This window comes from Pirellulales bacterium (assembly GCA_036499395.1).
Taxonomy (GTDB): Bacteria; Planctomycetota; Planctomycetia; order Pirellulales; family JACPPG01; genus JACPPG01.
In genome coordinates, this window is the sequence record DASYDW010000099.1 from 1 (window position 1) to 25,381 (window position 25,381).

At 59.4% G+C, this 25,381-nt stretch carries 15 protein-coding genes; 10 read left to right on the forward strand and 5 right to left on the reverse strand.

Going from position 1 to position 25,381, the window contains the following annotated elements; translation table 11 throughout:
* Positions 1-408 precede the first annotated feature (408 nt).
* The 4 genes from VGN12_17880 (at position 409) to VGN12_17895 (ending at position 6,580) form a co-directional block, all read left to right on the forward strand.
* The gene (locus VGN12_17880) at positions 409-1,068 is read left to right on the forward strand and encodes a dihydrofolate reductase family protein (GenBank protein ID HEY4311323.1); all 660 of its coding nucleotides are present in this window, start codon (positions 409-411) and stop codon (positions 1,066-1,068) included.
* Between the two features lie 398 nt (positions 1,069-1,466).
* On the forward strand, positions 1,467-3,260 hold the full coding sequence (locus tag VGN12_17885; GenBank protein ID HEY4311324.1) for a sulfurtransferase: 1,794 nt from the start codon (positions 1,467-1,469) through the stop codon (positions 3,258-3,260).
* 619 nt (positions 3,261-3,879) lie between these two features.
* Positions 3,880-5,139, forward strand: a complete 1,260-nt coding sequence (locus tag VGN12_17890; GenBank protein ID HEY4311325.1) for a pYEATS domain-containing protein — start codon at positions 3,880-3,882, stop codon at positions 5,137-5,139.
* A 142-nt stretch (positions 5,140-5,281) separates the two neighbouring features.
* Positions 5,282-6,580, forward strand: a complete 1,299-nt coding sequence (locus VGN12_17895) for a serine hydrolase domain-containing protein (protein HEY4311326.1) — start codon at positions 5,282-5,284, stop codon at positions 6,578-6,580.
* A 65-nt stretch (positions 6,581-6,645) separates the two neighbouring features.
* Here the strand turns inward: VGN12_17895 and VGN12_17900 are convergent, their stop codons facing one another.
* Together VGN12_17900 and VGN12_17905 are read right to left on the reverse strand one after the other, a co-directional pair.
* Positions 6,646-10,011, reverse strand: coding sequence for a M56 family metallopeptidase (locus VGN12_17900; GenBank protein HEY4311327.1), 3,366 nt, complete (start codon positions 10,009-10,011; stop codon positions 6,646-6,648).
* Positions 10,008-10,403, reverse strand: a complete 396-nt coding sequence (locus VGN12_17905; GenBank protein ID HEY4311328.1) for a BlaI/MecI/CopY family transcriptional regulator — start codon at positions 10,401-10,403, stop codon at positions 10,008-10,010. The genes VGN12_17900 and VGN12_17905 overlap by 4 nt, the downstream gene beginning before the upstream one ends.
* A 283-nt stretch (positions 10,404-10,686) precedes the next feature.
* On the opposite strand from VGN12_17905, the gene VGN12_17910 reads away from it, so the two are divergent.
* Positions 10,687-11,121 (forward strand): VOC family protein, encoded by a 435-nt coding sequence (locus VGN12_17910; protein HEY4311329.1) that lies wholly within the window; start codon positions 10,687-10,689, stop codon positions 11,119-11,121.
* A 55-nt stretch (positions 11,122-11,176) separates the two neighbouring features.
* Here VGN12_17910 and VGN12_17915 read toward each other — a convergent pair whose 3' ends face one another.
* Complete coding sequence (locus VGN12_17915; GenBank protein ID HEY4311330.1) at positions 11,177-14,713, reverse strand: choice-of-anchor tandem repeat GloVer-containing protein; 3,537 nt, start codon at positions 14,711-14,713, stop codon at positions 11,177-11,179.
* 246 nt (positions 14,714-14,959) lie between these two features.
* On the reverse strand, positions 14,960-16,384 hold the full coding sequence (locus VGN12_17920; protein HEY4311331.1) for an efflux RND transporter permease subunit: 1,425 nt from the start codon (positions 16,382-16,384) through the stop codon (positions 14,960-14,962).
* Between the two features lie 144 nt (positions 16,385-16,528).
* Here VGN12_17920 and VGN12_17925 point away from each other — a divergent pair, with 144 nt between their 5' ends.
* The 5 genes from VGN12_17925 to VGN12_17945 all read left to right on the forward strand — a co-directional run bounded on the left by VGN12_17925 (position 16,529) and on the right by VGN12_17945 (position 24,085).
* Entirely contained in the window at positions 16,529-16,813 is a 285-nt protein-coding gene (locus VGN12_17925; protein HEY4311332.1) for an antibiotic biosynthesis monooxygenase family protein, read from the forward strand.
* 290 nt (positions 16,814-17,103) lie between these two features.
* Entirely contained in the window at positions 17,104-19,341 is a 2,238-nt protein-coding gene (locus VGN12_17930; GenBank protein ID HEY4311333.1) for a hypothetical protein, read from the forward strand.
* A gap of 372 nt (positions 19,342-19,713) precedes the next feature.
* Positions 19,714-21,765, forward strand: a complete 2,052-nt coding sequence (locus VGN12_17935) for a PEP-CTERM sorting domain-containing protein (GenBank protein HEY4311334.1) — start codon at positions 19,714-19,716, stop codon at positions 21,763-21,765.
* 272 nt (positions 21,766-22,037) lie between these two features.
* The gene (locus VGN12_17940; GenBank protein HEY4311335.1) at positions 22,038-23,273 is read left to right on the forward strand and encodes a choice-of-anchor tandem repeat GloVer-containing protein; all 1,236 of its coding nucleotides are present in this window, start codon (positions 22,038-22,040) and stop codon (positions 23,271-23,273) included.
* 188 nt (positions 23,274-23,461) lie between these two features.
* The gene (locus VGN12_17945; protein HEY4311336.1) at positions 23,462-24,085 is read left to right on the forward strand and encodes a CARDB domain-containing protein; all 624 of its coding nucleotides are present in this window, start codon (positions 23,462-23,464) and stop codon (positions 24,083-24,085) included.
* Between the two features lie 148 nt (positions 24,086-24,233).
* On the opposite strand, the gene VGN12_17950 is transcribed toward VGN12_17945, so the two are convergent.
* Entirely contained in the window at positions 24,234-25,286 is a 1,053-nt protein-coding gene (locus VGN12_17950; GenBank protein ID HEY4311337.1) for a hypothetical protein, read from the reverse strand.
* Between the last annotated feature and the right edge of the window lie 95 nt (positions 25,287-25,381).

Here is a 25,381-nt window from a genome sequence, read left to right on the forward strand (position 1 = left end):
GACTGGCAAGGACAACGTCGAATTGATACTCTCGGGCATGGTGGCGTACTCCTGGGGAATTGGGTCCGTAATCAACCAAATTCAAACCCAAGTACGCCGCCTTTTTCAACTCAACTCATCCACAACTTTCGGTTATATCTCATGCGCGTTCGGTCACCGGTTTTCATTGGAAGGTTCCGGTGGGTTATCGCCGGCTTGCACGTACTGTTGATCGCCGACTCTTGGTGTTCGCGTTTGCGGCGTCGAAAGAGTCGCAATAAGCCAGAGAGAGACAAGGATTTGCGACTCGCACCTCGTCGCCCGTCCGGTAAAACTACACAGTGACCAAGGAACGGGATTAGTGTACGATCTGGCTCGTCTACGCGCACCGAGTATCAACAATGTACCACGGAGGTTTGGAGGTTGGACGTGCAGAAACTACGGGTTCATAACTTTGCCGTCTCGCTCGATGGTTATGCGGCCGGTCCAAGCCAGGACCATGAAAATCCGTTGGGCAAAGGCGGCATGGCCCTGCATCAATGGTTCTTTTCGACACAGACCTTCGCGCGAATGAACGGCCAGGAAGGCGCCGGTCAAGGTATCGATAACGATTTTGCCGCACGCTGCACCGTGAACGTCGGCGCATGGGTCCTTGGCCGCAACATGTTCGGTCCGGTGCGCGGAGTGTGGCCAGATGAATCGTGGAAGGGTTGGTGGGGCGAGAATCCGCCCTTTCACGCGCCAGTGTATGTTCTGACGCATCACCCGCGACAGTCATTGCCAATGCAGGGCGGCACGGACTTCCATTTCGTCACCGAGGGAATCGAAGCGGCACTCGCCCGCGCAATCGAGGCAGCCCACGGTTGCGATGTCATCCTTGGTGGAGGTGTCTCCACAATCCAACAGTACTTACGTGCTCGGCTCATCGATGAAATGCACTTCGTCGTAGTGCCGGTCCTGCTCGGTTGCGGAGAACCGCTATTCAACGACGTTGACCTTCCACGACTCGGCTACGAAGTGTCGGAGCATGCGTCATCGGATAAGGTGACGCACGTCGTCATCAGAAAGCGAAGCGCATTACGCACGTAAGCTGAATCCTGATGCCCCGATGGATCAGTTTTTCAACAGCAGGGCGACTGGATTGGAACCGTTGGGGGGCCATCCTGAATGCGGGACATTAGTCCTGTCGTCGGGCATGGCAACCATTTGGGCACACGAGCGCGTCCGGCCAATCGTTGAAGTCGCCACATCGGGTGCGCTCAGGAGGGCGTATCAGAGGGCGTGTCCTGAGCGTCCAATCGAACGGCTGTAACGTTCCCCGGTCCAACATTTCAACGTGCGACTGCCGCCGAGCATTCGCCGCCTAATGGCCAAAAACGTGACCGCCGCTAAATCTGCCGGCAGCGCGCATCCTCTTCGGCATGCAGCCAACGTCACTCGTCGGACCCCGGATCGGCGCCGGGTTCGCGACCGCGTATCCTTAGAAAATGTCCGACGTCACTAATATTGCCGCCTACAAGTTCTTTCCTCTCACCGATCTGCAGGCGTTGCGAGAGCGTTTGCGGGCCCAGTGCAAGCTCTGGAAATTGCGCGGCACAATTCTGCTCAGTCCCGAGGGGATCAATCTGTTCGTCGCCGGCGGTCGTACAGAAATCGACTCGCTGCTGCAAGAATTGCAAGCCATTCCGGGACTGGAAGGGCTGCAGCCGAAAGTCAGCGTCAGCCGTCGACAGCCCTTCAATCGCATGCTGGTGCGCATCAAGCGCGAGATCATCGCCTTTGGCGTTCCCGGCATCGCACCAAGCTTGCAAACATCGCCGAAAGTCACTCCGCAGGAACTAAAGGGTTGGCTCGACGAGGGCCGCCCGATCACGCTGCTCGATACGCGGAACGATTACGAAGTCAAACTTGGCACTTTCAAAAACGCCCTGACATTGGGGATCGATCACTTTCGCAATTTCCCGGCCGCAGCCCAGACTCTGCCCGCCGATTTGAAGCAGCGCCCCGTAGTTATGTTCTGCACAGGCGGAATTCGCTGCGAAAAGGCAGGGCCTTACCTCGAAGGTATCGGCTTCGAGCAGGTGTTCCAGCTCGACGGCGGAATTCTGAAATACTTTGACGACTGCGGCAGCGAACACTACGACGGCGAGTGCTTCGTGTTCGATCAGCGCGTCGGCCTCGATCCGAATCTCGCGACGACCGAAAACACGCTTTGCTTCCACTGTCTGTCGCCGCTGTCGGTTGCCGACCAACAAGACCCGCGCTATGTGCCCGAGCAGTCATGCCCCTATTGCTTTCTGACCGATGCCCAGCAGATGGCCCGGACGCTCGCGGAACGCGAGTCAGCCATTCGGCAGGCCACCACGCCACTGCCTGGCTCCGTGCCGCACGACAATGATCGGCCGCTGAAGATCTCGGCGAAACACGACGGTCTGTCCTTGCTCGACGCGCTGGGCGTAATCTTTCGTCATCTTGCGCGCGAATACTGGCAAGAGCGTTTTGACCGGCGGTTGATTCTGAATGCCAAAGGTCAGGCAGTCGCCGCGGACCATCGTGTGCGGTCCGGCGAAGTATATTTGCATCGTACGCCTGCTAACATCGAGCCGGCTGTGAACCCAGCGATTCGCCTACTGCACGAGGACGCGGCGATCGTCGTCGTCAACAAGCCGGCCCCGCTGCCGCTGCATCCCTCAGGCCGGTTCAATCGCAACTCGCTGCAGTCGATTTTGAACCAGGTCTACTCGCCGCAAAAGCTGCGACCCGTGCATCGGCTTGATGCGAACACGACAGGCCTGGTGGTCTTCGCCCGTACGCGGCATTTCGCGAGTCAGTTGCAAACGCAATTCGCGGCCGGTGAAGTCGAGAAGCACTACCTGGCTCGGATCGAAGGGCGACCTTCGGAAGCGTTGTTCGATTGCGACGCGCCGATCGGCATCGATACCACAGAACTGGGCGGTCGTGCCGTCGACGAGCAGGGCCTGGCCGCGCGCACCGAGTTTCGCATGCTCGAAGAATTCGGCGATGGCACGTCACTCGTCGAGGCCCGCCCGATTACAGGCCGGACGAATCAAATTCGCGTGCATCTGCAACATCTGGGCCTGCCCATCCGCGGCGAGCAAGCGTATCTGCCCAACCACAAGCTCGGAGAGACCCAGACGCATAGCGTCACCGACCTACCGCTCTGCCTGCACGCCCTGCGCATTTCGTTCGTGCATCCGGTAACGAAGGAGCGAGTCACGTTCGAGTCCCCCGCGCCCGCGTGGGCGGGAGGGCAACCGTAGCCCGGGCGTCGTTTCGCGGCGGGTTGGCGATAAAAGAGTGTCGACACCAAGTTATTGCGTGTTTCGGCACGGTACGTCGAAACAGAATACTAACACTGATGTGGCGGACGACAGCCGCCGGTTTCTTATCAAACTACCTCTTTGGAACTTTTGTTGGACTGCTGAGATGACCATCTAAACCTGGGCGTATCTGGCCCCCCTGAATAAACCAGCTAACGAGACAATTGCTGGAGTCACGTGTCATGGCTTGGCAACTATACTATGGCATCGCATTACTTTTAACCGTGAATGCACAAACGTGAGGGGGCGAACGGTGACGCCAGACGATCCATCGATAGACGTGGTGATAATCACGGCCCTGTACGACGAACTTAAGGCACTCTTGCATATTAAGGCCAAGGAAGGAGCCCCTTGGCAACAAAGGGAGGATTCGCGTGGGTTGCCATATTATCGGCGACACTTCGAATCTAACGGAAGAGAACTAACCGTTGCAGCTGCACATTGCAGCAGCATGGGTGAGACAGCAGCCGCTACGCGTGCGTTTGGGCTAATTGAGTCGCTGAGCCCTCGGCCGCTCGCGTTGGCGATGTGTGGAATCTGCGCGGGGAGGCGCGGCGATGTGAACCTTGGTGACATCATCGTCGCCAATCGTGTCTACAGTTACGATCACGGAAAACGAGTGTCGAGAGTTACGAATGGAAAGCGCCAGGAGGAGATGTTTCAAGACATCGAGACGTACAACTTGCATCGAGCGTGGGCGCTTCGAGTGCCGTCCTTCGGAGAAAGATGGAGCGACTCTCACGAGCGCCCTCCATTTTCACTGGATTCACAAAAACGCTGGTTCCTAAACGCACTTCGGGAAAAAGAACGGCACCCTGAAGCCGCCGCACCTGATCAGCATGCTCAGCGCCATTCGCATTGCAAAGGATGGTGCAACGTAGTAAAGGCACTCCGAAATGACGCTGAACCGTTGGTTAGCCTCGATTCCGGCAGTTTCTCGTTGACAGAGCGCGGCAGAACCTGGATCGATGAGGAATCAGCGACATGTGGCGTTGATGTATTACCACAACCCAATCCAATTCAAGTGCATTTGGGTCCAATTGCGACCGGCAAGACTGTGCGACAGGACCCTGAACTGTTTGCAAGTTTGATCGCATCATCGCGCAAAGTTATTGGTGTCGAAATGGAGGCCGCAGCAATTGGATGGGTCGCAGAGTTTGCGGACCTGCGGAGCATCGTTGTTAAGGCTGTATCCGACTTTGGAGATCATGAGAAGGACGACGGGTTTCGTCATTTCGCGTGTACGGCAGCGGCAACATTCGTAATTGATTTCTTGTTGGAGTTCCCTCCGCGCACGCTCGACAAGAGAAGGGTAGATACGGCGATTCGCGCATCAGGCCTTCCCGGAATGGACTTAGGGTACGCAAGACCTGATCGCGCAACCCAACGCTCATCGCCGGAAAGCGAAGCTCCATCCAATAGTCCGCCCACGCCCCAAGCGCGACGAGCAGCACCAGTATTCCGTAACGAGCGTATACGATGCTACGAACAGGCGAGAAATATTGTGCTCGTGCATACATTGCGCCCTTCCGACGAACGGGGCCAGCGGTTTGATGTGTTTGCGTATCTTATGGAGCATAAGAATGGAGACATCGCCAGCGTCGAAAAGGCAGAATTCTATTTTGGAAAGCATTGGGGTGATAAAGTATTCACGGGCACTCGTATTGGCAGGAACCAAATCGGGGTTCGGACTGCTGCATACGGTCCTTTCTTATGCCTCTGCAAGGTAACCTTCAACGACAAAAAGTCGGTATTCCTGAGTCGTTACATCGATTTTGAAATGGGAGAGGTGTTCTCACGTTTGCCTCGGAGCGAGTGACACAAAGATAAGAGGACTTTCGCCGAGTGCATGCAGTGCTTCAGCCGTAAACGAACCGGGCATTATTGGCAATCTCGTCCCAAGAAACTGCCGATAATTGGGCGATCTCTGAACAACCACCGACGGATCAAGGACCAGAGCTATGAGGCACATCGGGCGCTCGGCTCGCAGGGTATGCGGCGCGATCAAGCGGCCGGCGCGTCAGGCGGTCTTCTTCATATTCATATTGGCATCGCTCGCCCGAGTCGTGTACTCGCAGCGGCTCCCGGGCGGTGAAGAATCCATATCAAATCCGCTCGCCGGGCTTAGCGAGTCTCCCACGGCCGCGGCAGATGAACCGGCCGAAGCATCCAGCGAAGCACAAACCAACCGGTGCAACGGACCATCAGGCGAGTGGCTTGCGCGACTGGTCGCCGATCTCCGCCAGCAAAACAAGCTCGTGGGCCTGGGGGCCGTCGTCATGGTCGACGGCCAGGTCGTGGCGACCGCCGTCGACGGCGAGCGCAAGCTGGGTAGCGGTGTGTCCGTCGAGCTGGGCGATCGCTGGCATATCGGTTCGGTCACCAAGTCGGTCACCGCCACGATGATCGCGCGGTTGGTCGAGTCGGGCAAGATGCAATGGTCCGACACGATCGGCGCGCGCTTTCCCAACGCCGCGGTTCACGACGACTGGAAGCGTGCCACACTCGCGCAACTGCTGACACACACCGCCGGGGCACCGGCGAACTTCCCGATGTGGGTGCTGCTGGTACGACCGGCGATCGGTCCCGAATGCACTAAGAAGCGCCACGAAGCGGTGATGAATGTGATCGCACAAAAACCGGTCAGTCCACCGGGACAGAAGTATGCCTACTCGAACGTCGGGTATACGATCGCGGCTGCGATGGCCGAAATGGCAACCGGCGTGAGTTGGGAAGATCTCGTCCGGCGCGAAGTCTTCGAGCCGCTCGCGCTCGAGAGCGCCGGATTCGGCCCGCCCAAAAGCCCGGACGACACGCTTCCTCAACCCCGCGGTCACCTCAGAACGCGCGATCGCAAAACAAGCGTCAGCGACAACTCGGACATAACGCCTATCATCGGCCCTGCCGGCACGGTTCACATGACGCTCGGTGATCTTGGCACGTATGCCACGGAACATCTGCGTGGCGAACTAGGGACCGGAAACCTCCTGTCGACCGAGACCTATCGCCGGCTGCATGCGCCGAACCTGGAAAACTATGGCTACGGTTGGGTGATGAAGAAACCGACCGACGACCTGCCGTACACCACGTATTGGCACAATGGCTCGAACACGATGTGGTACGCGCTTGCCACCTTCATTCCCGATAAACACATGGCCGTGGCCGTCACCTCAAACGACTGCGACATTTCACAAGCCCAGTCCGCCGCCTGGTCAATCGTCCAGGCCAGCGCCAAGCAGTTCAACGCGCAAGGCGAATGAAGAAGAGGACGACCAGGCGCGCTCCAACTGTCGTCACGAACCATCCGTGGCGCCCGCCGGCTTCGTCAATTCGTCTTGATCGGTTTGCCCTTCTTGTCGAACTGCAATGTTCCCAGGTCTTTGGTCTCGCCTGGTTCGATGGCCAGGTCGCTTTCGAACGAGACATAGAGTATGCCGCGACGATGCGGAACGGCTTTCAGAGAATAGGGACAACCGGGAATCAATACGGCGCGGAAACGTCCCTCTGCGTCGGCGCCCACGGTGTCAAGGCGGGTCGCATAAGCAAAGGGGACGCCCGATGCTTCAACCGCCGCGCCGGAAAAAGGTTCGCCGTCTTCGTCGAGCAAGCGTCCGACGACATAACCCTCGGGCTGGAGTTGCACGGTGATCTCGCCCGCCGCAATGTCGGCGGGACCAATTCGTACAACTCGACCGATGTGTCTCTCCACATGCCTGAGAAGAATCGGGCGTTCCTCATCAGGACCAAGATTGGTCACCGTCAATTCCGCGTCCTCCGTCTTATCAACACGATCGCGCGATATGCCGTGGACATCCAAACCGGCGATCGGCTTCCCCTCAGGATCCTGGACATGGATCCGCACCGACTGCCCCGGGTCCAACGCAAAGTCGACCGTTACCGGCCCCGTGTCGGCGGGCGGATTGATCTCCTTCATCATGTTGGGCCACTCGAGGCCGGGCTTCATAGGGTTATGGTACGTGTCGAACCGACCGCCCCAGACCCCCTCCTGGTGCTTGGGGCCGGTGACGTCGGCATAACCCACGCCATGCCGATAGGATTTGAGGATGCTCTCCGCACCGACGATCGCCCGTCCTGGTAAACCCACGATGCGATACGTTCCGTCTGCTTTCGATTGAAATCGCGTCGCACGGGCGTCGCCGTCGACGAAGCCGTTGGAGTGGAATTCGGGCGTTCTCTGCGCATATTCGTTCGCAAGATAGGGCAAATAGAACATTCGAACTGTAGGAACGGGTGCGCCAGTGGCACGATCGGTAACTCGTCCGGTGATCCAAATTCCGCGATGCAGTTCGACTTCCATGGGGACCGGCCCGAGACCATCAGGGTCGGGAACATCAACATCGCGCTCGAAATAGGGTAGCTGCTCGCCGGGGGCGAACCGGAGCTGATTCTTGGCCCCTTTCGGCATCCCGATCAATCGAAAGCGTCCCTTATCGTCCGTCGTCGCTTTCAGCACTCCATATTTCCCATACGGATAGCTAGTGAGCATCCTGCTTTCGACCGAGACGCCCGGAAGCAGCTCGCCCGTCTGCGCATCCTTTACGATCCCTTCGACCGCGCGGGCAGGCTCGGCGTTGAACGTGATCGTGGCGCCGAATACCGAGTCCTTCGTGTCGGTTTGCTCCTCGAAGCCGCTATTTTGCCGCAGCGTCTCCATGTCGCGCGTCGCCGCCTGGGCTTCGCGATAGGCGATTTGCTCGCCGACAAATGTCAGCGTGACAACCCGCTCGCGCCCAAGGCCGTGGATTTCGAATCGCCCCTCCACGTCGGTCGTCACCGCGGTGGGAGTGCCGATCACGCGCGGCTCAGCGGATTGAGGAATCCTTCGCTGGGCGGTCCAAATATCCTCTCCCGCCTTGACCCCGGCGAACCACTCGGACAGATCGTCACCGTTTGCAGCCCGCGCTGCGCTCACTTTGACCGAGGTTCCCGCGATCGGGTGGCCTTCGAGATCGATCACTCGACCGCGGAGCGGAAGGTCTTCCACCAATCGCAGCTTCAAGGGCTGCGACGCATCAATGCCGCCGTACATCACCCAGGCAGGCCCGAAACCGGTGAGCGATGCGCCGATTTGCGTCTTCTTATAGATGTCGCGCCAGTGTTCATCGAACCCGCTCACGTCGCCGAAGGGATGACGCGGAAAGCGGATCGTGAACATGCCCTGCGAATCTGCGATCGCTTCGGACAGTGGCGAGATCAAGTCCTTCGCGACGGCCAACTCCCACGACGACCAGTCCGCCATCCCCGCTGCGCGGACGACTGCCCCCACGGCCGGCGTGCCGTCCGGCTTCAGCACCACGCCGCGCACAGTAATCTCGGACTCCGCAGACGAGGGCGCCGTAATGGCAGCGGCCTGTGAAGCGATCGTCTGCGGCGCCACGGGAAGCGATTGGCCAGCGACGGGCGCGGAATCGGATGCCGTTTGGGCGAGAGTCTCGAAGGCGCCGGCAACAACATGGCTCTGCGTGGCCGCGATCGTTCCCAGAATCAACGCCACGAGCAGGATCAGCGCCAAGGAATCGCCCGAGCGCGATCGGACCCGTTCCTCGCCAAGGAGTAAACGCACAATACGACGTTTGAGTTGACTGCTATTATTCCCGCCGACGGCAAGCGATGCGTTCGGCGCCGGACGGTTCGCGCCGCATGCCGCTGCACACAGTTCGGCAACCCGAAGCAGGATGTCGGCATAGTTCACTTTCTCGATGCCCGCCCGAACTACGGCGTCATCGCAGCAATTCTCTCGCTCCGAACTGAGCTGACGGCTCACGTACCAGACCGCAGGGTGAAAGAACAAGGCCGCTTCGACCAGCCGCTGCAGCAGATTTACCAACAGATCCAGCCGACGAATATGAGCCATTTCGTGGGCCACGATGACCAGCAATTGCTCAGGTTCAAGCTCCGCCTCGAGCCAGTCCGGGAGCAGGATCACAGGCCGGAGAATCCCTGTCACGAAGGGAATCGTGATCCGTCCGCAAAACGCCACGACGGGCACGACCTTCAGGCCGATCCGTGCGGCTTGCTCCCGGATCTGATCGGCAAGTCGACCCGACAGGACCGGTCTGGCGGACCGACGCAACCGGCGCACTCCCCACAGGCCAAGCCCCAGACGCCCTAACATGAACAGAACACCCGACAGATAGGTGCAGACCGCGTACGGCGATCCTCGCAGCAGCCACGATTCGAGAGATGACGAAAGCCTGGCAGGCAGGCTGACCGGTTCGATTTCGTTCCCAGCGACACTCGCACCTTCAGCAACTGAAACGCGCGAATCCACGGCGACCGCGGGCACTGCCGGCGCCGATTCCGTGTCGAAATTGTCGCGCGCCGCGACGGCAACCGGCATCCCTACGCCTCGGCTCGGTTCGATCGAACTTCGCGACGCGATCGAGTGGCTGTTCTCAACGTCCATCGTCGCCGTCAGAGCCGTAGGGCGCAATGCGGTAAGCGTTTCCCCATTGATCAGCAAAAACGTGACCGGGACGCTAATCGCCATTAGCGCGAGACCCACGGCATGCACCCCGTAGCGAAGACGAGCACTGCCATTGCGGCACAACCAGACAACGCAGGCTGTCGATCCGCCAATCAGCAAACCTTCCCAAAGAAAATGGAGCAGCGTCTCCGTCAAACGCAGACATGCGGCTTGGTTGAAAATGCTCGTCAAGATGAAATTCATTTTTGACTCTCCCGCATCCGCTGGTTGATGAGCTTGCGCAGCTCTTTGAGCTCATCCGGTTTCATATCGGACTGCTCGAACAGTCCCATCAACACGGCCTTGGCCGACCCGTCGAAGACACGGTTGACGACATCCCCCAACATCGACTGGGACACCTCCTCGCGCGTGATGCGCGGTGCGAACAGAAACGATTTCCCCTCTTTGCGGCGCGTGAGGAACCGCTTCTTCACCATCGTATTCAGCGTGGTGATCACCGACGTGTGGGCGATATCGCGACCCGATTTCGCCAGTGCCTCGCGAATCTCGCGCACCGGCTCCGGAGATTTGTTCCAGAGGATCTTGAGGAACTGGAGCTCGAGCTCCGTAGGAAATTCCGAAGGAGGACGCGTCATCAACCAAGGCTCCAGGGAAAGCATGAACGCGCAGGCCAGACCTTCGAGTTAACTAGAATATATGGCCGTGGCATCGGCCCGTCAAGCCGATCTTCGACTTTACTCGAAGATCGAGGATGGTGAAGCCCGCAACGCACAATAACCATTCCGTTTCCGCAAGATCCGGGGCAATAAGGATGCACAAACGAGCCAAGCCATTTCGCCGCGATAAGCACCTCGACGCGATCAGTACGCCGGGCAAGACAGCCGGTCGTGCGACAAGTCCGTGAAGCTAAGGAACCGCATGACACTTAAACGGATGGACAACGTCCTCATCGTTGTCGACGATCTCGAAGCCACTAAGGCGTTCTTCATCGAACTCGGGCTCACACTCGAGGGCGAGACGACCGTCGCAGGACCATTGGTGGGACAACTGATCGGACTCAAAGACGTCCGCGCCACGATCGCGATGCTGCGCACTCCCGACGGGCAAGGCATTGAGCTGGACAAGTTCCACACGCCTGATGCGATCCGATTCGGGCCCGTAGACGCGCCGGTAAACGCGCTGGGCATCCGTCGAATCATGTTCGCCGTCGATGACATCGACGGTATCGTCGCACGCCTGCGCGCCCAGGGCGCCGAGCTGATTGGCGAAATGCAGTACGAGAACGCGTATCGGCTAGCCTACATTCGCGGCCCAGAGGGCATCATTGTCGCCCTTGCCGAGCAGTTCGGCTAATACGTGCCAGATAACAATCCGGAACTCAGATCTACTAATCCGGCGCTCGTCGTCGTCAGCCAGTGGCCAACGTCACCAGCAGGTCGTCGTCGATAGACGAACTCCATCGCTCGCCGACGGTCTTCCCATCAATCGCATTGCGCTCTGTGTCGTTCAAGCTCACGGCAAAGCGCGATTCGACGAGCGACATAGTCCTTGATGAGGCTCGCGCGCCGAATCTGTTATTCATATCGCCTACCGCCTGTGACAACACGCGATCAATCACAACGGCGTTAAGTGAAGGGTCGGCTTGTCCCGTGAGAGGTGCCCTGTACTCCGGTCTCAGTGGACCGACAAAGTTCCACGGAATGACCGTCACATGTCCGTTGCCAGTAATTGTGCCCGGCAGTTTGGCAGCAACCGTGACGCTGCTATCTGTGGCCGGCAGAGAATTGACGAAGGTTGTGGAATTCGTAGTTTCAGCAACAGTCGTACTCTGGCCGGTGCTCGACGAAGCGGCAGCCCGAGAGGTGGAATCGGCAACTGCGACGCTCGCGCCAGACGAACTCTCCCCGACTGGCAATGTTGCTAGCCAATTGGACGATAGTAGAGCGAGATCCTGGCCGTTGATGACGCCATCCGCATTGATGTCCCCCGCGCGACCAGCAGTCAGCCAGCCTGAGGAGATTGCGGCAAGATCCTGAACATTGACGGTGCCATCTCCGTTGGCGTCGCCCGGCAAAACGTTGAACGCGAAATTAAAATCGCCTCCCTCGTAGCCATCGCCGGACGGATAGCTGCTCGCGCCCGTCGTCCAATCGCCGTCGAGCAGATTGCCCGACACATCGGTTACGGCGTTCGGACCGGTCGAAGCGAGCGCAAGCTTGATTCGATCCGCGCTGATCGGACTCGCGAAGGTCCAGGTCGCGGTATGAGATGTATGATCGTAGGCGAAAGCACTGAATACGAGCGGAGTGCCCGACAGCCCGCTGACGATCAGGCTCGCCTCCGCGACATTGACGTCCTCGTTGAAAACAATACGGACCTGGTTCAGGTTGTCCCACGGCAAATCCTCGAGCTGCGCTGTGGACCCGACCGGGATTTCATAACCCTCGCCGTTGCCGAGGCCCGCGACAGCAAGCGCGTTCAGGGCGTCTGGCGTCCAGGACGTACCGTCGACCAGCAAATCCGTGACTTGCGGTCCAGGCGGGATCGCGCCTGTTAGCGCAAAAACCGTGCCATGTCCAACGGCGCCACCGCTAGCGGTAGTCCCATAAAGGGTTGAACCCGAGAGTGTTAAAGAGGCGTTGGGATTTGCAGCAGAGTTGAAGCTGTACAAGACCTGAAAAGTTGCGCCGTTGACTTCGAAAGAGTAGGCGATGCCTTTACCCGAACTTCCGCCGCCCGCAGCCGTTCCGTACAGAGTCGCTCCGATGAGTAGCAAACGCCCTTGCGGATTGCTTCCATCATCGGGACCGCCCGTGAACGAATGTAGCACGTGGTAATTCGAACCATCGATGCCTAGCGAGTAAATGGTACCGTCATTGTCCGTTCCGCCGCTGGTCGTCGATCCCACAAGCGTGTCTCCGACCAGCGTCACGCCACCCATCGCAGAAATTCCGTCGGCAGCGCCTCCAGCAAATGCATGTAAGACATGAAAATCGGACCCATCCAGATTCATCGAGAAAATCTCGCCGTCGCCGTTGGCACCGCCGCTATTGGTGGTGCCGACGATGGTCGATCCGACGAGCGTCAGTTCGGCCGTGATCGAGCCACTCGGAACGAGTGAAAAACTGGTAGGAAACTGGTGCAGCGTTTTGTAGCCGGAGCCGTCTAAATTCAACGAAAACACCACATTGGCCATGTTTCCGCCGCCACCGGCGGTACCGTATAAAGTCGAGCCCACCAGTATCAATCCAGAAGCGCCAAATTGGCCTTGAGACCCACCTGTGAACCAATGCAGGATCTGAAAATTCGAACCGTCCGTGTTGACGGAAAAAACAAGTCCGTTGGAGCCGCTGAAAGATCCAGCCGCTTCGCCGTAAAGGGTCTGACCGACCAAGATCAGAGTGCCGACCGGCTCCGATCCCTGACTGGAAGAAAAAACGTGTAAGACGCGAAAACTCGTGCCGTCATCGGCGACGGCAAACACAGTCGCGCCGTTTCCGTTTATACCGTTCGATGTGGTCCCAAAGAGTGTCGAGCCGTCGGCGACGAGAGCTGCGCGAGGCGTCGATCCGTCGGCCGAGTTGCCGCTCATAGCACCCGACAAGTTGTATTCGACTTCAAAATTCGAGCCATCCGTACCAAGTGAAAACAACGTTCCGCCGCCGAACGTTCCACCCCCCGCTGCCAGTCCGTACAAAGTCGAACCAACGACGGTCAGGCTGCCATAGAGATATTGGCCATCGAGCGTCGTCAGCGAGTGAAGCACCTGGTAGTTCGAGCCATCGGCGTTGATCGAATAGATCGTGCCACCGCTGTTGATGCCGCCGTAAAGAGTAGTTCCATAAAACGTAGAGCCAATTAGGGTCAAGTTCGACGCAGGATTGACGCCGTCGCCTGCAGTGCCAGTGAAGTTATGCAGAACCTGATAGTCTGACCCGTCGTCACTCATGGAGTAGATGTAGCCGTCGGAATTCGTGCCGCCGAACACGGCAATACCGTACAACGTCGATCCGACAGGAAATAGTTGGCTACCAGGACCATAAAAGCCGCCTGTAGTGAATGAATGCAGGACCTGATAGTTTGATCCGTCGAGCGCCATCGAAAAGGCAGCGCCCCAACCATTAGCACCTCCCGCGGCCGTCGTGCCATAGAGCAACGACCCCACCTGCACGATCTCGGTGTAGGGATTGGCGCCATCCGCCGGCCCGCCCAGGAACGAATGCACGATCTGAAAGTTCGAGCCGTCCGGATTGATGGAATAAACAGTTCCGTCGCCGGAGGCACCGCCAGCGCTTGTCGTTCCGTAGAGCACCGAGCCGATCAAGACGGGCGAGGCGTCGGGTATAGCACCATCGCTGGCGCCTCCTACGAAACTGTGCAACACTCGGTAATTCGAGCCATCAAGGGCGATGGCGAACAAAGTTCCGTCGTTGGAACTCGATCCGCCGTTCTCGGTCGTACCGAATAACGTCGAGCCAATGATCGTGAGTCCACTCGTGAGACCGGGGTTTGAACCATTAGGACCGTTGGCCGGGCCGAACAAGTGCAGGGTTTGAAAATCCGATCCATCGTCATTGACCGAAAAGAGGGCACCTGCATTATTAATCCCTCCCGCATCAGTCATCCCGTAAAGTTTTGCGCCAAATGCAACTAATGGAGCACGTTGCGGCTCTGTAGCGTCGCCCGAAGTTGTGCCCAGCGAGTACACGGTCCGAACGTTTACCGCGGAATCTACGTCGCTAGCGGTGCTCTCGCCAGCCATCGCGGCCGAAGCGGACGGCAAAACTTGCATGCCATCGACTGTAAGCAATCGCCGACTCTCAAGATGTTCGCAGCGCAGATCGCGAAATGCATTGCCGCCGCTCGTCACACAGTGCGACAGCGCGCGCTTACGCTTGGCGATCAGATATCGCGACAGAAGATTGGCTAGACCACCGCCACGCATAGTGCAGCCCTTGCATGACCAGATAACTGTGGCGCGAAATAAAATGCAGGACAAGCTTTCCGTACGAGAACACCTGTGTCGGTGAACTCATTTGCGCCCCTGCGGTGCAAAGTATATTTAGGCCTTTCGTACTTTGCAACAAAAGCCGAGTCACCTAGACATAAGTAAATGAGAACGGATGGCCCACGCCTCAGACTGGAAACGTGCTCACTGAAATTGAGTTGTGACGACACCGAGCGGCCGATTTCATTCAACGCCCGCCTTCTCTTTGAGTTCAATGAGCGACGTGTACGGTACCATTTCGCCGCGATCGTTCGTGACCTGCAGGTTTTGCAAATCCTCGGCGATCCTCCAGAACTTCGGCTTGCCCTGGTCGTCAACTCCAACGGCCAAGGGCAGGTTCAGCAGCGCACTGGCGATCGACACGCCTCTCTGTCGGGCCACGTCGCCATTGACAGTCAATTCATGCCGCGGGTAGGTCCGGGCAAGAAACGTGAAGAGTCCCTTCAGTTCGTCGCGGTTCAACAAATCATCGATCGACGGCTCGGACGCGCTGGCGAGCCGCCGGTCATTGGAGTTCGTGCTGTTCGCATTCAACTTGTTCGCGTTCGTCCGGTCCAGGACGCGTACTGTCGGCCTCTTGGCAGCGACGAAAACCGAAACCGCGGGGGGCTCAAATAACTCGATGTGAGCGTTCATCGGCTCGTATTTTTCCTCGAGCGCCTCGATGATCTGGCGCGAGGTCAGCTTGCGACCCGACTGGTCCTGCAATCTGATGAAGCAGGTGCCTGAATTCGAGTCGCGCCTATCAGTTCGGGCGTCATAACCTGCCAGCGACCAGACCGAAGTGATGCCGACAATGCCTTCGGCGATGGCCGCCAACTCGTGGCACTTGGCGCTTGTGAACGTAAGCGTCGCGTCGACCGATGGCTCGATAACCGCATAGATCATGTCCGGCGTGTCGAACGGAATGACGTCAAACCCAACGCCGGAAGGGGATGCGGCTTTCTTGATCTCTTCAAGCTTTCGCTGGACGGCCCCGATAACCTCATCCGCGCTAACACCGGGGACCTGCCGGAGGACAATGGCAACCGAGGGATGGCCGTTGAAGTCCGCATCAATGCAGCTCTGGGCGCCCGCCTCGACAGTGCATACGTCCTTGAGCCGCAGGATTAACCCGTCGGGGTTCGCTATCAAAACGACTTCTTCATACTGTTCCGGCTTGCTGTAGGGCCCACCGATGTGGGTCAGCAAGTTCTTTTCCGTGTACCGCGTTTTCTGGCCGATGCCGCTACTCGTCCTGAGAACATTGATGATGTCCTCCGGCGACAGGTTGTTAGCTCGCATGCGGTCGGGATTCAGGCGAATCCGAATGGCATCCCCGAGCATCGCGGCGGAATCGATACCGCGCACTCGCGAGATTTCGGGCAGGATGTTGACGGTGGCGTAGTTGTAGAGGAATATTCGGTCGACGTCGGGGGCTGTCGAGTAGAAGTTCACATACATCAGGGCGCCGGCCGGCATGCAGAGGCGGTCCTTGCCCTGGACGCCGCCGTCAGCCCCGGCTGGTTCCTGGGGCGGCGCGGCGCAGACCGTTGTCAGGCTCGCCATTGCGCAGGAGACCAGTAAAATGACCGTGCCGGTCTTTAGCTTACTGATGTGCGCCACCATTAACTCCTTCCTTCAGTTAGGTGACCGACCTGAGGCGACTCCCAGCCTCTGGTGTCGCGGAGTGCCTCCCCCCAGCTTAGCCGCCTTCAGCACGGACTTTCCAGACATGATTTGTTTCATGACATTTAAATAAGGATGCAGGGAATGATCGGCGGAGTGAAGCATGTGGTGGTCAACGAAGGCCAGGAGGAGAGATTTCTGGAGCTATTTCGCACGCTCAAGGCGGAGATGGCCAAGCATGAGCCAGGGAATGTTTACTACGACCTGTACCGGTCGCGCCAATCAGCCCGAACGTACGTCGTGACGGAACGCTACCGTGATGAAGAGGCGTTTCAAGCACATCAATCATCGGAGTACGGAAAACTGCTGTTTCCGCAGATGCGCGCGATCATCGCGATCGAGGTCGAGTATTACGACGGCATCGACTAGCGAGCACCGTGTCCGCTGTTATCCACTCTCTAATCGAACGACATCCCCGCACACCGCGTTCGGCATTTGCGGCTGCACGAGCTCCTGATTAAGCTGGCGTGCGCCGCATGCGGCTTTGCGGCAATGGAATCGTAAAATCCCACTGCGGGGCGCAGGTCGTCTCAGAATTGTCGGAGCCGCAAGCCTTCGGCCGTCTGCTGACTCGTTCATTCGCTGGCCCTGGCGGATAATCGTCGCGGTGGCTGGCAGTTTGACCCATCCGGCGATTCGCCATGTGGAAGTGACCGGCGATGGCCAAAACTCGTCCTAATGCACGGATGCCAATACGCACGCCGATGAAGCTTGTCAGCGACGAAGATTCCGAACGCGTGCCGGACAAGCTTGGCGGGATGGCAACGCTACTGTGCATTGCTGCCCTGCTCGCCTGTTATGTGGTACTGGGCCTGAGCGCTTCCACGCGCAAGTCGCAAACCGGGGACGAGGGGGTTCATCTCACCGGCGGCGTCAGCTATTGGAGCCGAAACGATTACCGCATCCAGCCCGAGAATGGCAACTGGCCACAACGACTATGTGGGCTGCCGGTGTGGCTGTCGGGCTTTCAGTTGCCGTCGACCGATAGTTCCACATGGCTCAATCTTCAGCAGTGGGAATTCGCCGAACAGTTCTTCTACGAATGCGGCAATGATGTCGACCGGATGCTGCTGTACGGCCGCGCAATGACGTCGATCTTGGGCGTCGCCCTGGGGCTGCTCGTCTATATATGGTCACGGCGCTTGTTCGGACCGCTCGCCGGCCTCTTGAGCCTGGCACTGTTCGCCTTCTCGCCCACGATGCTCACGCACGGCTTTCTGATCACGTCGGATATGGCGAGCGCGCTCTTTTTCACGGCTTCTGTCGCGGCGATGTGGAGGCTTCTGCATCGGGTCTCCCCACAAACGCTGCTCGCCACGTGGTTCACGCTATCCGGCTTGTTCCTGTCGAAATTCGCGGCGCCGATGATCGTACCGATCGGAGTTTTGATGGTCGGTCTGCGTCTCTTCCATCGCGCCCCCACCGAGATCCGCTTCGGCCGAACCACGCGCGAGCTGTATAGCCGCATCGGAAACGTGGCGATCTTTGCCGGTATCGGCGCCGCGTTGATGCTGGGCGTGGCGTGCTCGATCTGGGCCTCTTACGGCTTTCGCTATGAGATGTTGAATCCGGCACTGGGACCGGCCGAGGTTCCCGTCGACTGGCCAGGGGTCCGAACCAAATCTCAAACGTTCGATCAATGCATCGACCTGATGCGCGAGCAGCGCCTGCTGCCTGAGGCGTATCTATTTGGCTTCTCGCACGTCATGCATTATTCCGAAGCGCGCAGCGCCTTCCTGAACGGCGAGTATCGTCTGTACGGATGGATGAGCTACTTTCCGTATTGCTTCGCGTACAAAACCCCCTTGGCGTTTTTCGTGATCTTGGCTTTCGCCGCGGCGGCCGCCTGGCGATTTTCACGGCGCTCGATTCAAGCACCGGCAGCGGAGAAAACCGATCAAGAGAGCCGTTCCATCAGCGAGAATGGTCGGCTGTACGGAGTTGTGCCTCTGGCCGTGCTATTTGTCGTCTATTGGGCATTCGCGCTAACCACGCATTTGAACATTGGGCATCGCCATCTGCTCCCGACCTATCCGGCACTGTTCATCGTCGCCGGAGCCGCCGCGTGGTGGATTCGTCCGCCTGCGATCGTCGGCCGCGCTGCCGAGTCGACAGTTCTCGATCGCTCGCGCTCGCCTGACACGCAACTGCCAGTTCGATCGAACATGCTGGTGCGGTGCGGGCTCGCCACGGCCATGCTGGTCATTGTTATCGACAGTGTGTGGATATGGCCCAACTATCTGGCATATTTCAACCTGCTTGCCGGCGGGCCGTGGAATGGTTACCGGCATCTCATCGATAGCTCGCTCGATTGGAACCAGGACTTGAAACAGGCCAAGGCCTGGCTCGATGCCCATCCGGACGACACTCGCGATCCGCATCGCCTGTATTTCGCCTGGTACGGCGCGGCGCCGCCGGCGTTTTACGGCATCGATGCGCAGCCGCTGCCGTCATACCCCATCAAATGGCAGCCGCATGTGCCCGAACCACTCACCGGCGGCACGTATCTGATCAGTGCCTCGCTGCTGCCAGGCGTCTACAACCTGCTGCCAGGCAAGTGGAACGAGGAGTACGAAGCGCGGTTGAAAAACCTCGGCAACAACGTTGAGCAGTACCGGTCTCTGTCGACGACGCCCGAAGGGCTGCGGAAGATCCAGTTCTTCGCGCTCGACAAAGAATGGCAGGACATGTTCAAGGTGTATGAATCGGCGCGGTTCATGCGTCTGGCCAGCTTTCTGCGGCAGCGCGAGCCCGACGACGAGATCGGCTATTCGATCCTCGTCTATCGCCTGACCGATGCCGAGGTTGCCCAAGCGCTCGAAGGCCCTCCCGTCGAACTCCTGGAAGAGCCCGAGTGGAAGACCGAAGCCCGGCGCTACGGTATGGCGACCGAATAGTCGTCGATCCGCGCAAACGCTTCCGCCGGGCGTCGCGGGGGGGACGAATTTACTCGGTCACTTGCGAGTCCCCCCATTTGCGCTGTGGCTTAAGCGTTCGCTGCCGACCTCGCCTCGCTTCTGCCCAAGTTGGTCGCTTTGCGACCACATCTCGTTTGCAACGTACAACTTATGGTGATCTTAACGGTTGACCTTCGCGCGAATTGTACCTAGCCTGTAACGCTATGGGCCGATGGGAGGCGCCGAGCGACCCCCCGTTTGCCTACGGGGCTTACAAGAGGGCATGACGCATCACACCTTGAGGAGCTGCTAATGAGGCGGAGTTTAAGATGTTTCCTTGCCCGATTGGGCACGGCAGCGGCATGCAGCAGCATGCTTTCCTTCGGTCTGCCGCAGTGGTCGCATGCTGCGACTATTACTCTCGACACCACCAATGGCCTGATCAATGGATCGGCCACCTCGACCATCAACGGTGTCACGGTTTCGTACACGGGAACGACTGGCGGCGTCGCCGACTTCACCGTCTATGGCGATCTCGATCTGCTTTCAACCGACACGCTGACCACGATTGGCAGCAATGGAGTTGAGTTGATCGTCGGCAACAACGTGAACATTGCAACGGGCGCCGTCGTCAACTTGCCGTCCGGTACCACGGGCGGAGCGGCAGGGACCGGCGGCGGCTCGGGAGGATCGGGCGGAAACTCGGGCTCGGCCGGCGCGGGTGGAACCAACGCGGGCACTAATGCTCCTGGCTCAACCGCCGGCGCTGGCGCCAACGGACCGACCGGCGGCGGCGGCACCGCAGGCAATAGCCCAGGCGGTAATGGCGGCAATGGATCGCAACCTGCAGCTGGTGGTGGCGGTGGTGGTGGCGGCAATACGACATCGACCACGGCTGGCAAAGCATCGACCGGAGCCGTAGGAAACGTAGGCGGCACCGGCGGAGCAGGAATCAGCGGGTCTGCGGGAACCAACGGTACGCTCGGCCTGAACAATGCCAGCGGCGCAGGCGCCGCGGGTGCAGTAGGTGGCGCGGGAACTGGCGGCACCGGTGGTACCGGCGGTACGGCGGGAACTGCGGGATCGAATAACGGCGGTACCTCTGGCCCCGGTGGAACGGGCAGTGGGGGAAATACCCCAGCCACGGGCCCCTCGGGTGGCGCTGGTGGTGGTGGATCAAACACCGGAACTGGATTCGTGCTCGCCGGCGGCAGCGCTGGCGGATCGGGCGCCGGTGGTAGTGGCGGCGGTGGCGGTGGCGGCGGCGCCAGCGGTGGCGGCGGCGGTGGTGGCGCCGGGCACAACGGCACCTTATTCGGACACTCCGGTGGTGGTGGCGGCGGTGGTGGTGAAGGCGGTACCGGCGGCACGGGCGGCACCGGGGGAACCGGCGGCAATGGCGGCGCCGGAGGATCCGGCGGCGGCGCCGTAGGCATCATCGCGAACGGTGTCGTCACGATCGGCGGCTCGGTCAGTGCAACAGGTGCAAATGGCGCCTCGGGCGCTGGTGGCACGGCAGGTGCGGCAGGCGCCGGCGGCAGTGGCGGCGGCACCGGCGGAACCGGTAACGCGCAGGGTGGCGGCACCGGCGGCGCTGGCGGCGCTGGCGGTACCGGCGGCGCTGGAGCGTCGGGTGCGACGGGCGGCACCGGTGGAACTGGCGGCGGTGGCGCCGGCGGCACCGTGCTCATTCAAGGCACGACCACCGACCTCGCTGGTTCGGCCTTGGACGTCTCAGGCGGCACTGGCGGCAATGCTGGTGGCGGTGGACGTTACCTGCTCGGCACGAATGCGGCGATCTCCAGTGGCACAGTCACTGGCGCTGCGAGCACTCTCACGCAAGCCGGCTCGACCGATGCCAACCCATTTGTTGGTGGTACGCCAGCGACGCCGTTCATTCCGAACCTGCCCACGATTGGTGCGGAAATCTACGGCGTGACGAACCTCACCGCCGCGGGCTTGTACGGCAGCCTGCCGACGACTGACGTCAACGGCATGGCGCTGTCCAGCGCCGCGGGCGCTCTGTTCCGTACCAGTGCTTCGGTCCTGGGAACGGCGTTCGCCGGCTACGATGCGTTGTTGTACATCAACCTGACTGGCAATTCGTTCGCCAATCCGGAGATGGGCATCGACGGTGCGCTGCAACAGCTTTTGCAGCGCGGGTTCACCAACAATCCGGCCTTCGGGGGCGGTGGCGCTGTAAGCCTCGGCTCGATTGCCGGTGGTACGGTGTACGCTACGCTGATTCCCACCTCGTCGACATTGCTGCCGACTATTCAACTCGGCAGCTTCTCGGCGTCTGGCGTCGCTCTGTCGAGCGATGGTCAGGCGTTGTATGTGGTTCCGGAACCGTCGACCGTGGCCCTGGCCTTGATGGGCGCTTTCGGCTTGCTGATGGCTCTGCGTCGGCGCCGGGTCGCCTAACCGAAGCGTAAAGTTCGACGTTGCAATCTCACCGCTGGGCACAAAACGGTTGTGCCCAGCGGTTTTTTTTGCGCTTTTACGTTGACCAAATTGGTAGCGCAGTACCGCAATGCTGAATCGCGCCCAAAAGGGCTCGACCATCTGACGGTTGTCAGGAGGCATTGGGTTCAAGCGAATAGAAGATGGTCGAGATGCCCTACCACGTACGCAAACGGGGGACGGCACCGACCGTGGTCGTTTTCAAAAGATCCCGATGATTGCAGGAGCCGCTAATGAGCCGGGCAACACAGCAACATAGTGCAACTCTTTGTGCGTTGCTTTTCTTGATCGTCGCACGCTCGGCGACGGCGGACAGCTTCGCCCTGCTACACACCTTCGCTGAGCCTGGAAATATCAATCCCAACGAGTTGTTGGTCGATGGATCAACGCTCTACGGTACGACCGGTCAAGGGGGAACCTACAACGAAGGCACGTTGTATTCCATGAACCTGGATGGCTCACACTTTCAGGTCTTGCATAACTTCCAATCACTTACTCCCGGTGGGGAGTGGCCTTTTTCGCCCCTCGTCCAGGCAGGGCAAACGCTCTACGGGACCAGCTATGCCCCGGCGGCTTACTCCATCAACAAGGATGGCACCAACGCGCAAAACCTTCCCGTCCAACTTCCAGACGTGGACGGACTAAGCCTGATAGGATCGAAACTATATGGTGGTGGGTCGATGGGAGATCTCGGTGGCGGCGATTATAGCGCGATATTCTCGATGAACCTGGACGGCTCCGATCTCCAGAACCTTCACATCTTTACTGGTTTCAACGGCGACGGATATCAACCCTCGGGCATCTTCACCCAAGTCGGATCCACGCTCTACGGCGTCACCCGGGGAGCCTTAGGCTTTGGTGGTACAGCATCAAACTTGTTCTCCATGAACTTGGATGGATCCAACTTTCAAACGTTGCACACATTCAACGGAACCGGTGGCAGCCTGTTCGACGAGATACCCGATCCGCATCTGACCGTGATCGGATCATCGCTGTATGGAGTTACCACTCTGACCTCGAACAGCGAAATGTTCGCCATCGATCTGAACGGTGCGAACTTTCGTGTGCTTCATACTTTCGCCTCTGGCCCCCCCTCGGTTCTGAGCGACGGCGGTCCTCTGGCAGCAGGACTGACCCTCGTTGGATCTACGTTTTATGGAGTCCAAAGCACAGGCGGGAGCAACGGCTTGGGAGCGCTATTTTCGATCCAACCTGACGGGTCTAACTACCAGGTGCTGCACTCCTTCACCGGGACAGGTGGCGTCTACCCGTCGACCCAGTTGACCGTGGTCGGTTCGACATTGTACGGCGCGACCGAGAACTCGACCGGCGACCCGAACTACGGCGGCAGCGGTCCGTCAACGTTGTTCGCCTATACCATTCCCGAGCCTTCTACAGCCATGCTGCTCTTTCTCGGCTGCCTGGGATTGCCTATCGCCGTCCTGATGCGACGGCGTCGAGCGGTCTAGACCTCGTCAAGCCGTCGCGCCGGCAGCCAATCGGGCCGCGTTTTCACGGGGCAGGCGGGCCTTTTCGAGAAGTTCGAAAAAGGCCCGTAACAATTCCGGCCCGCTTACGCCTATTGCTGGTAGAGCCCGAGCGGCTTCCTCCGCTGGCAACAGCACCCAACCCAATCACGAGAAAGAATCGGCCTGCCATGTCATTACTAACGAAGAGCCTGCGTTTCGCTTTGATGGCCCTGCTGGTGGGCGTGTGCGTGGCCGAGACCGCGTCAGCCCGCGACCGGGGTGGCCGCCGCAGCCGCAAATCGTCGGGCGGCGGCTATTCGAGCAACAACTACAATCCACAGGCGACGCTGGCTTCGTACACGCCGACGCCCGCGCCGGTTATGAATCCGAAATCGACCGATCAGCTAGTCCCACCGACCGTGGTTTTGCCGAACTCGGTCAGCGCGAATTCAGGCAGCGTCGACCTGGTGCTGGAGGATCTGAAAATGACTGCCGAGGCAACACCAGTTGCGGGTCCTGCCTACGCGGTCCGCTTCCGCAACCAGGGAACCCGGCCAGCCGGCAGCTTTGCGGTGATGGTCGCCGCATCGGTCGATGGCAGCCTGGCCCACGACGCTCCGCACGGTGCGATCGAAATTCCGGCGCTCGGTCCTGGCGAATCTCAAGAAGTCATCCTGCGTCTGCCGGCGGCCGCCACGAAGCCGAACGCGGCCGGACAATCGTTCAACAAGCTGGTCGTGATGATCGACCCGCTCGACGCGGTGGCCGAGATGGACGAATCGAACAACACGGCCGTGCTCGACACGATCTAGCAAGGGCCGCAGGCTGCACGACACTAAACAAAGAATGAACGAAAATGCCCCGAGGGCTGGACTCGCATCCGCCCCTCGGGGCTTTCTCGTTGCGCCGTAGGTCGCGCGATTTAGTAGACCGCCGCGTCACAGCAAATTCATGCTGCGGCTATCGCTGTACATCCGTTCGAGCGAGGGCGCGGGCGATTACCTCGTCCCTCTTCCCGGCGCGCCACGCCTCGACCATCTGTTCCTCGTTCAAGCCGGCAACTTTGGCAAGAATAAAGAATGCTTGCGTCGCATGCCCCTCGTAATGCCAGCGGGCCATCTCGGCAAGCCCAGGCAACGCTCGTTCGCGCAGTTCGGCAAGCGTGTTCATATCCGTTTCGATCAGCGCGTTGAGCACCGCCATGGCCTTATTTCGATCGGTCCATTTCACCGAATCGAGCATGTCGATAAAGGTGTCGCAGGACACATCGAGTTTGAGTTCGGGATGATGCTGAGCAAATCCGATGATGATTGCCAGGCCACGCATGGCGTTGTTGCGCACCGTTTTCTCAGAATCGCGGACGGCGCCCGTCAGTTCAGCGGCCACTCGACGCTTGTCACTGGCATATCCGATTACCCACGCGGCGATCGCCCGCTGACGTTCGCTCTCGGCGTTTTGCAACACTTTTATCAACTGGTCGAAATGCTGTTCGGCGAGCGGTACGAACTGCTTTTGAATGGTGCGAGACGCCTCGTCCCCCACCAGTGCGTAACCGTTGGAGTCGTCTTCCCCATAGTCGCCCCGATTCATGGACGCTGCCAACGAACGCTCGAAATCCTCGTAGGTTGCGACCAACGCATCGGGAAGCACGAATTCGCCCCGGGGGGCTGGCTTGTACGTCGCGCGTGGCTCCGGCGATTCGTCCACCCCGAGATAAACGACCACGATCGTTTTGCCACTGGAGGGCATAGCCGGCGCGTGGATGACCGCCACCGCCGCACGCGCGACGCCGGGCAGCGCCTCGAGTTTACGAACGATCTCCTCGCTCGCCACGGGAACATTGTCCCCCGGCTTAACACCGGCCGCAGCCAGCACCGCCTCGCGCGAAAGCGTGCGCAGGCCATAGACATCGACAAAATCAATGACCTCGACAGCACGGCCTTCGGTGCTGACACAACCGACGGCCAGAAACACGATCGCGTGCCAGTACCACATGCTTGATAACCGGTTCATGCAACGGGCCAATCGGTTATTGGGGCTTTCGACGTGCATTGCACGTCAATTGATCATCCACCGATGACTTTGCGTGAGTACTTAAGCCGCGTCAA